This is a genomic window from Caldivirga sp. MU80 (genome assembly GCF_001663375.1).
GTDB lineage: Archaea > Thermoproteota > Thermoprotei > Thermoproteales > Thermocladiaceae > Caldivirga.
Map to the genome: position 1 here is coordinate 1 of NZ_LCTF01000034.1, position 14,959 is coordinate 14,959.

Consider the following 14,959-nt stretch of genomic DNA (forward strand, 5'->3'; position numbering starts at 1 on the left):
CCTGGTCTAGGATAGTGGGTTATCCACCCTAAGGCGGGCCTGTCGAGCCCGAGACCCGGGTTCAAATCCCGGCCGGGGCGCCAGGGTCAACTAATGATGCATTGATTCTTCACTAGCAATACTACTTTACGGACCTTACCATCAGGGTAACTAGCCCTTTTCAGCCACGCCCTCGATCCTCACTACTCATCATTGGTTAGGGAGGAGATTCCTAACAGTTCAAGGCTTACGGGTTTTAAAGGTTAAGGCATTACTTACGCCATGCGCATTAACGCTTAACCGCAATGGTAATCCTACCCCTCATTAAACCAGCTATTGCACTCCCAATCAATACTATGGCTAAGTTAACTGCTAGGGCTAACACAGCTATGTAAACCAAATGCCCGGCTATGGGGTATAGTGGACTGAAGGCGGCGGCTATGAATAGGTAAATCCCAAGCCCCAACCCAACGGCCCAACCGACCATTAAGGAGTATTTGTCAAGCTTATCAGTAACGAGTCCAAGAAATACAGCCGGCAGTGTCTGGGTTATTATTATCCCACCCAGTAACTGTAGCCATATGGCATACGTGGCCGGTACTATGAAGACGAAGCCTAGGGCCACGAATTTAAACACAACGGATGCCCACTTGGCAGTCCTAGTCTCACCTTGTGGAGTTATTGATGGGTATATGGGCTTAATAATGTTTCTAACCAGTAAATTAGCCTGGGCCATGGCCATTATAGCGGCTGGCACTAAACCACCTATGAATACGCCCAGCAGTGCTATGGCAGCAAGCCATTCAGGTAATGAGGCAACAGTCAAGGCCGGTATAACCAGGATGCCTCTGCTTGATGGTGGGAATAGGCTCAATATTTTAGTTGCCGTAGAGCTCCCATAAACCAGGATCCCAAATAGGGCAAGTAGGGCTAGGGCAATGCCATAGATGGGTAGTAGTGACGTGCTTATTGCCAGTTTCCTATCGCTCTCAGCGCTCAAGGCCCCATTAACGGCGTGTGGGTATAGGTATAGGGCTAGGCTGCTCCCCACCCACAGGGTTATGTAACAGGTAGGAGGGGCTCCTTAAGCGTGTAGACACCTGTGGCCAACGCATTGGCAGCAGCGGCCTTGAAGGCACCGGCGAAGCCGCCCGGTATCGTTAAGGGGACCGCCACCAATATTGCTATGACCCCCAGGAAGACTAATACATCCTTGAACACGGCCGTTAATGTAGCTCCCCTGAGGCCGCTTGTGTAGGTGAAGGCTGCGAGTATTATGAAGGCTATGGTTAAGGCTAGGTCACTGACCAGTTTAACGTTCTTAACAAGGCCAAGGAGCATTATTGTTAAGACCGCCTGCATGCCAACTATCTGGAGCGCTATGTAGGGGAACTCAGCCACTATGCCTGTAGCCGCTATGAAGCCGGCTAGTAGTTTACTGTTAAACCTATCCTGAACGAAGTCAGCAGCGGTTACATAGCCCCTAAGCCTACTCCACCTCCAAAGGGCCGGCATGACAGCCGTCGCAAGGGCGAACACGGTGGCTACGTATGGGACCGCGAAGAAGTATAGTGCACCTTTAGCAAATACCCCGGAGGGCACGGCTACGAAGGTGTAGGCAGTGTATAGGTCGGCGCCCACCAGGAACCAGACTAAAAATGTGCCTAATCTACGGCCAGCTAAAGCCCACTCGCTTAACTGACTTAAGTCGCCCCTACGCCAACGTGACCCATAGAAGCCTAAGAAGACGAAGAAGACGAAGAGGGTTAGAAATATACCCCAACCCAGTGGGCCTATTAGTGGACCCATCATTCATCACCTCTTGCTTGGGTATAGTAGCAACACGCCTATTAGCGATAATACGGCCGTTATCACTAGCCACAGTGTCTGGAACCAGTAAAAGAAGGGTACACCACCCAACTCCGGCTTGGCCATGTTATATGCGGGATATACCATGTAGAACACCCACGGCACCAGTAGGAGGATTCCTGCGGTAATCCTCCTCCATAGTGCTAGTTCGTTCATATACATAGTATATAGTTTAAGACTTTTAAACATTACCTTGTTGTTCTTAAAAAATTTCGATGCATGACAATAATGGTCAAGTCTCGCCCCTTCTAGGGGTAGGGTCTTATGTGTCAGGTTTATTAATCCCTGCTTTACTGGGGTGTTTAATAACCCCGTAATAGGCGGGGTAACCATCAAGACCCCCAAGGTGAAACCCCACCCATCAAGGTGGGGAGGGGGTCATACGTAGTGACTTATGAGGCTTACCAAACCATAATCATTACTAAGATTACTGAGGCGTTTCCGCGCTAAGCCTTAACTTAACAATATGATTAAATACAGCTGGCTAAGCAACGCTACTACATGATTTACATATCCTTTGATATAGATGGTACATTAGTGGACTCCACTAGGAGGCTTAGGTTATGTAGTAATGGTAACCACGTTGACTGGGAATGTTTCCTAGACTGCGGTAAGCTTCACTTGGATTCCCCGCTAGTAAACTCCATAGATTACGTTAATTCACTTATTGAAAGGGGGTTGGGTATCATTCTATTAACTGGTAGACCGGAGAGGATGAGGGGGTGCACCATTAGGCAACTTGAGGGTTACGGATTAGTTGGCTTCATGGAGCTTTTCATGAGGCCTAATGATAACCATGACCCTGACCCAGTTTACAAGTCTCAAGCCATGTTAAGGATACTGGCCAAATACCCGGTCCTAGTTCACTTTGACGATAACCCAGATACAGTTAAGGCACTAAGGGAAACTGGAATTGACTCAGTGTTAGTATGAACCCCACGTGCATGAAAACCTATAATCCCCCCAACTTCAGCCATAAACCGTGGAGTTCACCTGCATATTGTGTGGCTATAGGAGTAGTGATCCTGGCACTTGCCCAAGATGCGGCTTACCCCTCCTCTATAAGGTTAGGCCCATTAAGCCCTATAAAAGTAACATGCCTGGTGTGTGGAGGTACTCTAGTGTATTGCCAAGACCCATCAGGGTGGTTAGCCTTGGCGAGGGGTTTACGAGGATTAGGAGGGTTAATGATGTAGTCATTAAGTACGAGGGGAATAACCCCACCGGTACGTACTACGATAGGGGTTCAGCTGTCTTGGCTAGTTTAATCAATGGTGGTGAGGTTAAGCTTACCTTTGAGGAGGACTTAACGAGGTCACTGGCCCTTTACCTATCCACTGTGGGTATTGAGACAACCGTGAGTGTTAGCTATAATGTGGATCCAAGGGACTTGCTTATACTAGCTAAACTTAACGTTAAGGTTTGCGTTAACTGCATTGATAAACCTTCAATAGACTACTTCAACCCACTCCTAATAGAGGGCTTCAAGACCATAGCCTATGAACTTTTTGAACAACTCAACGATGTTAAGGTTATTGCCGTACCTGTGGAGAGGGGGGCATTAACCCTGGCCGTGGTTAAGGGTTTCATGGAGCTTGAGGAAATGGGGCTAATAGGCAACATGCCGAGGCTAATAGGGGTTTACATAGGTGAGCTTAAGAGTCCGATAGGCAATCAGTTGAGGGAACTTGGCATAACCTTCATGAAGGTTAAACCAGAGGACGCAATAAGCGCCGTGGTTGAGCTGGCTAGGCACTCGATATTTGCTAGGCCAATATCTGCATCAGCCTATGTTACCGCTAAGAATACTGGAGCCGTAGCCATAGTGTCAGGTTCACCGAAGGTTAGAGTTAACACCAGTGAGGGCAGTGGTCTAGGCAGGTTGCAGAGACTCCAAGGCCTAATAATAGCTAAAGTACCGAGAGGCAAACCCCTAACAGCCTACAGCATATGGAGAACGATTGGTGAAGGTTCATTGCTAGGTGTATACAAGGCGTTAGACTCCCTGGTAAGCAAGGGCATGGCCACGGTGACCATTAGGGTTATCGGTAAGAGAAAGGTAAAATACTATGTTCTAAGCTAAAAACTAATTACAGAGACCTAAGTCAAAGGTAGTACTAAGGTTAATTAATATTGCGGGAAGGAAAAAAACAAGTGTATATTTCTTTGCTAACTCGTAATTACTTTATAAACTTTTACCGCATTTAGATGCATGTGATTTTTACATGAGTTATATTTTACAACCCAAGTGAAATACAGTTACCGGTGACCTAAGTGGCACTATTCATGGATCCACTCGACATATACCTAATGATACTAGGCGCAACCCTACTGGGCTCAGCCTACACGGTTTGGTTAACCACAAAACCGATAGCCAAGGGAAGTCCCCAGGTTGAGGCCATTAATGGTATTAAATCCCTAGCCCTTTACTACGTGGGTGTTGGTGTGTTTGCCCTAGCCACGGGTGTATGGGGTATTGCAACGTGGCCATTGCCCAGTTCATACAACATAGTTTTAATGGATCCATGGGCTCTGTTTGGTGCCGCCGCTTTAATAGTTGGGTTGTCACTCTACTTCACGGGTTCATTGTCAACGGTATCTGTACCTCTTGCTTTCCTTGGCATAATACCCATAGTGTATGGTGTTGATATACTCAAGTACAACTTAACTACAGAGCCTGGGTTAGCGGCTGCATTATACATCTTAACAGGCCTAGCCCCCTTACTATCTCCATTCGCCTACCTGACTAAGGGTAGGGTAAGTAGGTACATTGGCTTACTAATAATGGCACTACTCGCGGTAGCGGGCATAATAGCTTACATGATAGGCGTGGGCGCAACCTTTGAGCACACGGCCGGCTGGGTTAAGTGGACACCATGGTATGGTTAAGGGAACATGATTACTACTTATGCATTGAAAAGAACTTAAAAATCGTTTTTTCCTTACTTCTCCACACTAAGCAAGTGAGCCTTAAGCTAATATGTTATCTCGTTGACTTTGTAAATGGTTTCATAAAGTATATCTAATACGTCATCCATTAGCCCCATGCTTTCGCGCTGGTATATTGCATGTATTAGACTTGACGCCTGATCAAGGGTGACAAACATGACTTTTGATAGCTCTGGTCTCTTATACTTCTCCTGGCTGAGGAACTCAACCATATTCTCCCTGAACCTAACCCCAAGAACAATCATGCTTCTTACACCATGGTACTTATTCACAATTGATCTGTAGAGTGGGGTCCAGGGGCATAGGTAAGCTACCAGGCTTCTTGAACTGTAGGTGAACATGTAGTTTACGCCGCAGTAAAGCCCCCTATCAAACATGTATCTCCCATACATTGAGAGGGAATGCTTAATCACCCTGGCCCTAGTGTCCTTAGCCCTAGCTAAGGCAATCCTGAGACTCCTCTGGTCAATCAATGGATTAATTAACACATCATTGCCGTACAGCCTAGCCACAGGTTCAAGTAGGCCACTAGCCAATGCATCCCTAATCCCCTCGCCGTAGAATGCCCTTATGAAACCGTCAATGGGCCTGAGCCCCCTAATAATGGCCTCAAGGATAACTATGAAAATCGAATTATCCATGTTATTAAACACGATTGCCGAGGAGTCTAGCTGCTGTGGTGGGTTTAACCTGGATAAGTAATTGGCAAGGTACTCTGGTATTACGACGGTTGATTTGTCAATCCTCATCAGTAGCCCAGCCTTAACGCCATCATCAATGTTAATCCTGTGGCCTGTCATGCTTAGCAGCTCCCTAAGCCTATCCACACGTTCACCATTACCTATGTAGTACCACGTTATCAATATTGGTGCTAGGTCAATGCCCAGTGAGTTTAACCTTGGGCTAACCAAGTCATTAACCCTGTAAACCAGCTCATTGACTATGCTCCTCCTAACCTTAACTTTAGAATCCAAGTCAAGGGAGTAGACCTTAAGGGCCTCGTTAAGCATGTCACCAGCCCTATTACCATATCTAAGGTTAAAGTCCATGATTAAGGCATCCATACTCCTAGCCACTGAGCCCTGATACCTAGCCTCAAGCAACTCCAAATCCTCCATCATCCCCTCAGTACCGTTGAGTTAACCGCGGCTGGATTTATAAAACTTAAAGAAACCCTCGTCCTTCAGAGTGGAGCTGCTCCACTACGTGGGCTGTTTTTGATTTTCATGATCATTTGTAGCACTTATTTCTATTGATGCCTAAATCCTGTTTAAATTTAAAAATTCTGGCTATAACACTCCCCTCCCCCCATCAGTGACCCTGGGTCTCCTCACCGCAGTGGCTCCCCACCCGTCGCCGAGGGTTCCCAGCCCTACGGATCTCGGAGACCCAGGGAGACCACCGAGAAGGAAACGGTAAAGGCTTATTGTCTCCACCGTCTCCAGAAAGACGGTTCAAAGGGGTATTATGCTTAATGCATCTCTCTGGAGTTCTTGTTAGGTATGTTAAGGACTCTCTCGGTGTGGGAACCACCCGCAGTGTCTGTGGGGGCACTACCCGCTACTTCAGTCTAAGTCTGAGAGTAAGGTGAGGTAAGGAAATGAGAAATCCATCCCTCGAGATAGGGGTGGTCCATAACTTATACCCTTGGCGCATACACCTTCTACCGTGAATGATTATTCCTCCTAGTTAATCCCTATCCGTAGCTACTTCAATATTCGTAGTTTTCTATTCATTAATACTTAGTTTAATATAGTATATTTATTGGTTTTCATATATTATTTTAATAAATATTACTAAATTTAGAAATAAATTATAATAGATGTTAATAGGTATATATTATGATGAATATGTTAAAAATAATCGTTAATCTTAGTGGGCTTAACGGAAATGCTGCTCATTATTCTTATATATTGATTAGTGTATAAAATAAGTATCAAATTTAATCATTAGGGATTAGGGAAATACTTAAAAATACGAGAATAATTATAATTATTTATGAATGTTTTTAGGATACTAAGGGTGGAGTTAACAACAGGGTCCTTTAAGGAGGAGGTTGTTAAGGATGATCTGTTAAGGTTGTTTTTGGGTGGTAGAGGTTTAGCAGCCTATTATGCGCTTAGGGAAATTCCAAGGGGTATTGACCCATTTGACCCAAGTAATAAACTGTACATATTCTCCGGTCCACTTAGTGGTATAGCTACCTTATCATCAAGTAGGATTAACGTTACCACCAGGTCAGCCTTAAATGGCGTCTATACGCACTCAAATGCTGGTGGTAATTTCTCCTATTGGCTTCGTAGGTCAGGTTATGATGGCATCGTAATTGAAGGTAAGGCCGAGGAACCCGTTTACCTAGTCATTAAGAACGGGGAACCGTCACTTAAACCGGCTAAGCATATTTGGGGTAAGTGGACGGGTTCAGCCACTAAGATAATGCTTACTGAGAACGGATTCCCACCTGATGAAACTAAGGCTGGCGTTGCTGTTATTGGACCAGCTGGCGAGAACTTGGTTAAGTTCGCTGGCATTAGGTTCTCCGATTATGAGAGATTCGCTGGACGTGGGGGTGTTGGAGCAGTCATGGGTAGTAAGAAGCTTAAGGGTATTTTAGTATGGGGAACCAGAGACCTGTACAGGGACTTGGTTGACCGCAGCGGCTTCATGAAGGTTAATAATGAAATCGTGAAGAGGCTCATAGCTCACGATACCACGAAGGCCCTCCACGCCTATGGCACAAACGTCCTAATGAACCTTATTCAGGCTATTGGCGGATTGCCGCACTATAATTTCTCGGGTACTGGGCTGATAAAGAGTATTGATGAGGTTAGCGGTGAGATTATTAAGAGTAAGTATGTGGTGGAGACCCACGGCTGCTTTAACTGTCCAATAGCCTGCACCCAAATAACCATGGTGAAGAGTGGGGCCTTTAAGGTGCCTGGCGAGAAGATTAAGTATGAGTATGAGAATACTTGGGCCCTAGGACCTAACATTGGGTTGACCAATGCGGAGCCTGTGCTTAAGATGGAGAAGCTGGCTAATGAATTAGGCATGGATACCATAAGCCTAGGTAATACCTTAGCCACAGCCACTGAATTAGCCAGGATGGGGAAGCTTAAGCTTGACCTAGATTGGGGTGACCCAGCCTCCTACATTGACCTAGTATATAAGATAGCCTACAGGGAGGGTATTGGAGATGAACTCGCCGAGGGCGACTATAGACTCGCTATGAAGTATAATGCACCAGAGACCTTTACTGGATCTAGGGGGCAGGGATTACCTGCCTATGATCCAAGGGCCCTTAAGGGCTTTGCCATAGCATACTACACCGCTAATAGGGGTGGTGACCACCTTGAGGCATATACGCCTACATGGGAGGTGTTAGGTACAGTTTTTGGTAAGCCAGGTAAGGTTGATCCACTTGATGATTCACCAAGTGGTATCGAACTCCAGGCTAAGTTGGTTAAGTGGAACCAGGACTTATTCGCCGTAGTTGACTCATCGATATTCTGCAAGTTCGAGAACCTAGTTCCCAATGTAAACACGGAGCAGGACATAGCGAACCTTTATAACGCCGCCTTTGGTTGGAACCTAACGGCCGACGATATCTTAACCATAGGTGAACGTATATTTAACTTAGAGAGGTTATTCTGGGTTAGGGAGGGCAAATGGGTTAAGGATGAATTACCACCTAGGATGAGCGATCCAATACCCGGTGGACCTGCCAAGGGTCATTCAGCATCAAAGATGTTTAACGAGGGCATTAAGGTGTACTACAAGTTAAGGGGGTGGGTTGATGGTAAACCCACTAGGGATACTTTAAGGAAGCTTGGGCTTAGTGAATTCGAATACCTGCTTTAACAGCACTTAAGGGGCTTATAGTTAATCAAAGACCATTTCCCTAACTCTCCTCATTATTAACCAGCCGTATTCAAACTTACCGAGGCTACCCTTAGCCGCGTTCACCTCACTTAACGTTAAGCCATCAGCCTTAACCCTACTCGACTTAAGCATTATTGGGACTGGATCATCGCTGTGTGCCTTCAGTATCCATGGTGTGGCGTGGTCGCTAGTTACGAGCAGTGACTCATCCCAGTTCTCCCTCACCAGCTTAGCCACGTAGTAGGCGTCAATATCCTCTATCGCCTTTATCTTGCCGTTCAAATCGCCATCATGGCCTGGTTCATCAGGCCCCTTCAGGTGTACGTAGGCTACATCAACCCTATCAAGCAGCTTCATGGTTGCCTCGAAGCGTTCACCGAGTACCTCATCCTTGGGCGCATCGTACAGCTTAACCTCCTCAACATCCATACCCAGTGCCCTAGCTATACCCCTTTCAACCGGCATCTCGGCCACTGCACCGAATTTAAGTCCATAAAGTTGGTTTATTGGGGTTACCTTTGGTAGTGAATCACCTGCATCCCTAATCAGTATGACGTTAGCCTGCAACTTTCCCTTACCGGCCCTCTCCCTATTTATGGGGTGGTCCTTAAGTATATTTATTGCCTTATCCACGAATTCATTAGCCAACCTGGCGGTTAATGAGGCTGCCTCATCCTGAGGGTTCAATGGCCTCACCTGGGCGAGCATCTTATCTGGGTTAGGCACCGCCACCGAGACCTTACCAACCCTGGCGTAGGCTGGGTCATTGTTCGTTACATCACCGCTTAACCGCCCTGACTTAACCCCTATCACCACCACCGCCCTATGCCCTATCGTGGCGATTACCCTAGCATAGCCTAAACCACCCCCAAGCTCCATGCCATCAACAGCCTTGGCCAGCTCCCTAGCCTCCCAGGACTCAAGGCTCCTCCCAACCCTCCTATCAATAATAACCCTTGATTCTGGGTCTATTGTGGCGAAGTTGGCTCTAAAGGCAACCTCCACACCCTCCCTTATACTGTAACCGACCCCAAGGGCCTCAAGGGGTCCCCTGCCTGTGTAGTACTTATCCGGGTCATACCCAAGTATTGATAAGACAGCTGCATCACTCTCAGGCGCCCTACCGACACCTAGAGGGTAATGAAAACCCAATGCCCCCTTAACGGATAGTGAATCCAAGTTAGGCTTCTTAGCCATGGATAAGGGGGTCTCGCCCCTCTCATTAGGCCTATCCGCGGCGCCGTCTAGAACCAGGAAAAGCAACTTCATGGTAAGGGTAATCCCTAATCCCCCTTTTTAAGCGCTTCCTGTTCACTGGGCTAATCCTAACCACATAATTAACCTCACCGGTGGGTCATGGGGAACCTGTTAAGTTCCGGGGAGGCTTTAAGCCTACCTAGTGGATGAGGGGGTAGAGGCTTGTTGAATTAAGGCTTAAAGTGGTGATTGGCCGTATAGTTGCGCAGTCATGGTAGGCATAGTGCGAAAAGCATTTTTAGTCAAGTAACCTTAGGCAGTTATGGCTACTGAAATTCCACCGGCGCTTAGGAATGACCTAGAGAGGTTGAGGCAGTTGGAGGATCAGCTCCAGGCTGTACTGCTTAGGAAGCAGCAGTATGAGAGTGAGCTTAGGAATGTTGATAGGGCGCTTAACGAGTTGAATAAACTTCCGCAGGACTCTAAGGTGTATAGGGTTGTTGGCACCTTCCTACTCCTAACGACGAGGGATGAGGCCATCCAGGACCTAAACCAGAGGAAGGAGTTACTTGACCTTCACATTCAATCCCTCGTGAAGCAGGAGAACTTGCTTAGGAAGCAGATAAGCGACCTGGAGGCTAAAGTTAAGCAGGCATTATCAACTAGCCAGGGAGGGCAAGCCCAGTGATAAGTGACCTTGGCGCATTTTAAGGCAATATGATTTAAAATGCCTTAACCTAAACCCGGCTTAAGTGACCTTACTAACTAGGCCTTAACCCCCTCATCCTTTATCGACTTAAATATACCCTCCCTATAGTACCTCCTGGACACCTCCACGGGTATGTTGGAGAACTCATCCTCAGGTAGTATGCTTAATGCATCCCACGCTATGTCGAGGGTCTGCTCGAAGGTCCTCCTCTCGTAGAAGCCCTGGGCTATGAACTTCCTCTCAAACTCATCGGCGAACCTAAGGTACCTCCTCTCACGCCAACTTAAATTACCCTCACCCACCAGTATGGCCAGGTTCCTCACGTCTAGTGCCCTTGAGTAGGCTGATATTAACTGGTTGGCCACGTACTTATGGTCATCCCTCGTCTTACCCTCACCAACAGCATCCTTCATAAGCCTCGACAGACTCATTAAAACGTCGAAGGGTGGGTAAATGCCCTTACCCCACATTGACCTGGAGAGGACTAACTGCCCCTCGGTTATGTAGCCCGTTAAGTCCGGTACTGGGTGGGTTATGTCGTCATGGGGCATGGTTAATATTGGGAATTGGGTCACACTCCCCTTCCTCCCCCTAGCCCTCCCAGCCCTCTCGAATATCGTAGCCAGGTCGGTGTACATGTAACCTGGGTAACCCCTCCTGCCCGGTAGCTCACCCTTGGCTGATGAAAGCTCCCTTAGGGCCTCAGCGTAGTTAAGCATGTCACTCAGTATAACCAGTACATGGTAATCCCTCTGCCATGCAAGGTACTCGGCTACGGTTAAGGCAACCCTGGGCGTCAGTATCCTCTCGGCTATGGGGTCACTGGCCAGGTTCATGACTAGGACGAGCCTCCTTAAGGCCCCAGTCCTCCTGAACTCATCTATGAAGAAGAGGGCCTCCTCGGTCCTAAGGCCAATTGCAGCGAAGACTATGGCGAACCCCTCCTCACTACCCCTAACAGCTGCCTGCCTGGCCACTTGAGCGGCCAACATGTTGTGCGGTAGGCCCGTCCCGGAGAATATGGGCAACTTCTGCCCCCTAACCATGGTGTATAGGCCATCTATCGCGCTAACCCCGGTCTCAATGGGCTCCTCAGGGTAATCCCTTGCATAGGGGTTGAGGGGCTCACCGTTAACGTCCAGGAAGTCCTCAGGCGGGGGCATTGATAAGCCATCCCTCGGAACACCCCTACCGCTTATTATCCTACCCAGCAAATCCTCTGAGACGGGGAGCCTAAGCGTTGTACCGTAGAACCTAACCGTGGACCCCTTGGCAGGTAGGCCTAACGTGCCGGTTAGGACCTGCGCCACTGCGTAATCAGGCCCAACCTCAATAACCTGAACCAGCCTAGGCTCCCCATCCGGGCCCGTTACGACGCCCATTTCACCGTAGGCAACCCCCCTAGTCCTCTCAATGACTATCAACGGCCCCTTAACCTCCCTAACAGTCCTATACTCCTGTACACCCCTGACCTCAAGAACCTTAGACACGGTTAGGCCTTATTGGGTTTGGTTTTTAACTATTATTGCAGCGTGGCCTATTGAATGAGACTGAGGGATGAGTTAAAGGGCGTGGTGCCGGATAACCTACTTAACCTGGTTCCCTCGGGCTTCGACATAGTTGGGTCTAGGTCGGGAGCGGTGGCTATAGTTGAGATACCCAGTGAACTGGAGGATTACAAGTATGAGATTGCTAGGGCGATAATTAGGAGTGGTAGGAATGTTAGAACCGTCCTTAGGAGGATTGGGCCTAGGGGTGGTGAGTATAGGCTCTACACGTACGAGAGATTGATTGGCGAGGTCACTGAGGTTATTCACGTTGAGTCGGGGGTTAGGTTAATGCTTGACCCAATTAGGGTTTTCTTCTCACCGAGGGACCAGTACGATAGGCTTGACCTAGCCTCAAGGGTCGGTGATGGTGAGGTCATAGCGTACCTATTCGCGGGCGTGGCGCCGTACGCATTCATAATACTTAAGCTTAAACCCACCGTTAGGTTAATCTACGCCGTTGACATAAACCCAGATGCGGTTAGGTACGCTGAGGTTAACGTTAGGCTGAATAAGGCCAGGGGTAGGGTCATACCCATTGAGTATGATGCAGCACGCTTCTGTGGGGAAATGAGGGACAGCTTCCACAGGGTTATAATGACTCTCCCACTGGGTGCCCACCAGTACCTGCCCGATGCCATAAGGTGCGTTATGGATGGGGGTGTTATCAACTTCTACCATACAGGCCCTGAGGAGGAGCCCTTTAGGGATGCTGAGGCTGTTATAAGGAGCCATTGCCTAGGTATGGGGGTTGAATGCAACATAATGGGTGAGAGGATTGTTAGGGAATATGCCCCGAGGGTGTATAAGGTTAGGGTTGACTTCAAGGTGAATAAAGGGTGACGCGTTGTTTACCCTATTTTAAAGGGGGTATGGTGAGGGTAGGCGTGGTTTATCTTCAGGTTGGGTTACAGGAACCTTGGCATCTCCTCCCCTCCCCTCCTCTGCTCGCCCTCCTGTCCCCCGCCAATCCTATGCTCAAAGTATAGTCTCAGTATCTCCGGTACCTCGCCGGCTGCATCATACTTCTTCAGCAGTTCTAGGTATTGGCCAGTGTGCTCAAGGTCAATCCTTATGAAGCTTATTGCCAATTCACGGAGCTTAGCCTCAAGCTCCTTCAACATGTCCGGGGTCATTATTGAGGTTATTAGGGGGTTGGTTAACCATGACTCGAAGTCCTTGGCGGTGCGCTCAATGTAGTATATCATTGCTTGAGCCGAGAGTAGCAACGTGTACCTATCCTGACTCTTAACGTAGTCGGCATACTTCTGCAAATCATCAATAAGCTTCCTCTGGCTTATTAACCAACCATCAAGCCTACTTATCAAGCCCCTTATATGGGCCTTAACCTGACTCTCCACGCTCATACTTTAACACTACCCCTACCTCATTAATGCTGTATTTAAACCTTTGCCTCCATGTTATATGCTTTATTTATCAAAAATATTTATTAACTTTAGCAATATTAATTAATATAATATCAAAATTAATTTTGATTATTAGAATTATTTTTATAATATACTGTTAAATACGTATAGTACCTAGGTTACTTAAACCCACTACTCATTGCCGCAGCCAACTTGGCGGCGTTATAACCCGGCACACCCGTTATCTGCCCACCCGGGTAATTCCCTGCACTCCCCTGAAACAGATTCATGAACGGTGTCGTGTAGCCCGGCCTATTCTCCAGGATGTATGGTACCCTCATTGGGAGGTGGTTAACGTCACCATTAGGCACATTATACATGGCCTCAGCCCTCTCTGGGGTTAGCTCATCAATGGCTATTACTTTATCCCTCATGTCAGGCATCATTCCTATTAACGAGTCTAAGTCACCCATGAACTCAATAACCACCCCACCCCTCGTCTCATCGAGTATTGACGGTATCAGCATTTCCCCAGCCTCGGTGTCAATTATGGAGTGAGCAAAGGGCTTAAGCTCCTGGGGTAGTTTAGGGTATTCCTTAAGCACTATGTTGTACTTCCTCCAACCTGGCTTGGGTGGGGTGCGTTTAATCAGGCGACCACCAAGCCATCTATTAAGCTCCAGTGGACTGACTGATGACACGAATAGATCCGCCCTGATGACTCCTTGGTTCGTCTCCACACCCTTAACCAAGTCACCGCTCACCTCAACTCCACTAACCTTAACGCCAAGCTTCACATCAACCCCAACACTCAATGCATGGTTAAGCATAACCTCACCCAGGGTCCCCGTGCCACCCTTAATGAGGGACCAGTCTGGGGAATAGAAGTAGGCTATTAAGTATGCCGGTGAGTTCTCCATGCCAGGGTACATGAATGTATAGTGGAGGTCCTGCGATAGGTACTCATTCAGTACTCTCCTACATGACTCATCAATGAACTCCTCGACGCCAAGCTTAACTGCCTCCTCCCTAATCTCACTTATTGATGGGGGCTTCTCAACGAATGTGAACCTCCTCTCAATGAGGTCCTTAAACTTCAATAGCTTATCCTCAAATTCAGGGAACTTAACCTCCCCAGCGTCAACAAGGGCCTTAATCCTCCTACCCCTATCCCTCCAAAACGGTATAACCTTACCGTTAACGTAAACCACTTGGAATGGGTCCTGCCTTATTAAAGGCAAGTTGAACTTCTCTAGGAAGGGCTTGGGCATTAGGCCTATTACGTATGAAGCCCTGCTAACCTTAACCCCCATTATTGATTCCGTGTCCGCCATGCCGCCAACCTTATCCCTAGCCTCAATTAGGGTTACCTTAAACCCAGATTCCCTAAGCGTTATGGCTGCCATCAACCCATTATGACCACCACCAATCACAACCGCAACCCTAGCCATACTAAACTC

Annotated in this window: 12 protein-coding genes and 1 pseudogene; 6 read left to right on the forward strand and 7 right to left on the reverse strand. The window is 47.7% G+C overall.

Annotated elements, in window-relative coordinates:
- Positions 1 to 268 precede the first annotated feature (268 nt).
- Positions 269 to 1,791: pseudogene (locus tag AAX04_RS12600) on the reverse strand (sodium:solute symporter).
- Positions 1,792 to 1,794: 3 nt separating this feature from the next.
- The gene (locus AAX04_RS09320) at positions 1,795 to 2,004 is read right to left on the reverse strand and encodes a DUF3311 domain-containing protein (RefSeq protein ID WP_066797366.1); all 210 of its coding nucleotides are present in this window, start codon (positions 2,002 to 2,004) and stop codon (positions 1,795 to 1,797) included.
- 345 nt (positions 2,005 to 2,349) lie between these two features.
- On the opposite strand from AAX04_RS09320, the gene AAX04_RS09325 reads away from it, so the two are divergent.
- The 3 genes from AAX04_RS09325 (at position 2,350) to AAX04_RS09335 (ending at position 4,737) form a co-directional block, all read left to right on the forward strand.
- Entirely contained in the window at positions 2,350 to 2,781 is a 432-nt protein-coding gene (locus AAX04_RS09325) for an HAD family acid phosphatase (protein WP_066797368.1), read from the forward strand.
- A 49-nt stretch (positions 2,782 to 2,830) separates the two neighbouring features.
- A complete protein-coding gene (locus AAX04_RS09330) occupies positions 2,831 to 3,931 on the forward strand; it encodes a pyridoxal-phosphate dependent enzyme (protein ID WP_066797370.1) in 1,101 nt (366 codons plus the stop codon).
- 191 nt (positions 3,932 to 4,122) lie between these two features.
- Positions 4,123 to 4,737, forward strand: a complete 615-nt coding sequence (locus AAX04_RS09335; protein ID WP_084761351.1) for a DUF981 family protein — start codon at positions 4,123 to 4,125, stop codon at positions 4,735 to 4,737.
- A gap of 86 nt (positions 4,738 to 4,823) precedes the next feature.
- Here AAX04_RS09335 and AAX04_RS09340 read toward each other — a convergent pair whose 3' ends face one another.
- Positions 4,824 to 5,918 (reverse strand): hypothetical protein, encoded by a 1,095-nt coding sequence (locus AAX04_RS09340; protein WP_066797372.1) that lies wholly within the window; start codon positions 5,916 to 5,918, stop codon positions 4,824 to 4,826.
- A gap of 877 nt (positions 5,919 to 6,795) precedes the next feature.
- Between AAX04_RS09340 and AAX04_RS09345 the strand changes: the two genes are divergently transcribed.
- Positions 6,796 to 8,658 carry an aldehyde ferredoxin oxidoreductase family protein gene (locus tag AAX04_RS09345; RefSeq protein ID WP_066797378.1) on the forward strand — a complete coding sequence of 621 codons (1,863 nt, stop codon included), beginning with the start codon at positions 6,796 to 6,798 and terminating at the stop codon, positions 8,656 to 8,658.
- A gap of 21 nt (positions 8,659 to 8,679) precedes the next feature.
- Here AAX04_RS09345 and AAX04_RS09350 read toward each other — a convergent pair whose 3' ends face one another.
- Positions 8,680 to 9,948, reverse strand: coding sequence for an alkaline phosphatase family protein (locus tag AAX04_RS09350; protein ID WP_066797382.1), 1,269 nt, complete (start codon positions 9,946 to 9,948; stop codon positions 8,680 to 8,682).
- 250 nt (positions 9,949 to 10,198) lie between these two features.
- On the opposite strand from AAX04_RS09350, the gene AAX04_RS09355 reads away from it, so the two are divergent.
- Positions 10,199 to 10,564: a prefoldin subunit beta gene (locus AAX04_RS09355; RefSeq protein ID WP_066797385.1), complete on the forward strand. Its 366-nt coding sequence runs from the start codon at positions 10,199 to 10,201 to the stop codon at positions 10,562 to 10,564.
- A gap of 77 nt (positions 10,565 to 10,641) precedes the next feature.
- Here the strand turns inward: AAX04_RS09355 and AAX04_RS09360 are convergent, their stop codons facing one another.
- Complete coding sequence (locus AAX04_RS09360) at positions 10,642 to 12,075, reverse strand: V-type ATP synthase subunit B (RefSeq protein ID WP_066797388.1); 1,434 nt, start codon at positions 12,073 to 12,075, stop codon at positions 10,642 to 10,644.
- Between the two features lie 54 nt (positions 12,076 to 12,129).
- Between AAX04_RS09360 and AAX04_RS09365 the strand changes: the two genes are divergently transcribed.
- On the forward strand, positions 12,130 to 12,975 hold the full coding sequence (locus AAX04_RS09365; protein ID WP_066797391.1) for a class I SAM-dependent methyltransferase family protein: 846 nt from the start codon (positions 12,130 to 12,132) through the stop codon (positions 12,973 to 12,975).
- A gap of 65 nt (positions 12,976 to 13,040) precedes the next feature.
- On the opposite strand, the gene AAX04_RS09370 is transcribed toward AAX04_RS09365, so the two are convergent.
- Positions 13,041 to 13,499 carry a DUF2153 family protein gene (locus AAX04_RS09370; protein WP_066797396.1) on the reverse strand — a complete coding sequence of 153 codons (459 nt, stop codon included), beginning with the start codon at positions 13,497 to 13,499 and terminating at the stop codon, positions 13,041 to 13,043.
- A 179-nt stretch (positions 13,500 to 13,678) separates the two neighbouring features.
- Complete coding sequence (locus AAX04_RS09375) at positions 13,679 to 14,950, reverse strand: NAD(P)/FAD-dependent oxidoreductase (protein WP_066797398.1); 1,272 nt, start codon at positions 14,948 to 14,950, stop codon at positions 13,679 to 13,681.
- Between the last annotated feature and the right edge of the window lie 9 nt (positions 14,951 to 14,959).

Coding starts and splice junctions, on each gene's coding strand:
- AAX04_RS09320 (WP_066797366.1), bottom strand. CDS start 2,004: ATGAACGAACTAGCACTATGGAGGAGGATTACCGCAGGAATCCTCCTA.
- AAX04_RS09325 (WP_066797368.1), top strand. CDS start 2,350: ATGATTTACATATCCTTTGATATAGATGGTACATTAGTGGACTCCACT.
- AAX04_RS09340 (WP_066797372.1), bottom strand. CDS start 5,918: ATGATGGAGGATTTGGAGTTGCTTGAGGCTAGGTATCAGGGCTCAGTG.
- AAX04_RS09345 (WP_066797378.1), top strand. CDS start 6,796: ATGAATGTTTTTAGGATACTAAGGGTGGAGTTAACAACAGGGTCCTTT.
- AAX04_RS09350 (WP_066797382.1), bottom strand. CDS start 9,948: ATGAAGTTGCTTTTCCTGGTTCTAGACGGCGCCGCGGATAGGCCTAAT.
- AAX04_RS09355 (WP_066797385.1), top strand. CDS start 10,199: ATGGCTACTGAAATTCCACCGGCGCTTAGGAATGACCTAGAGAGGTTG.
- AAX04_RS09365 (WP_066797391.1), top strand. CDS start 12,130: ATGAGACTGAGGGATGAGTTAAAGGGCGTGGTGCCGGATAACCTACTT.
- AAX04_RS09370 (WP_066797396.1), bottom strand. CDS start 13,499: ATGAGCGTGGAGAGTCAGGTTAAGGCCCATATAAGGGGCTTGATAAGT.
- AAX04_RS09375 (WP_066797398.1), bottom strand. CDS start 14,950: ATGGCTAGGGTTGCGGTTGTGATTGGTGGTGGTCATAATGGGTTGATG.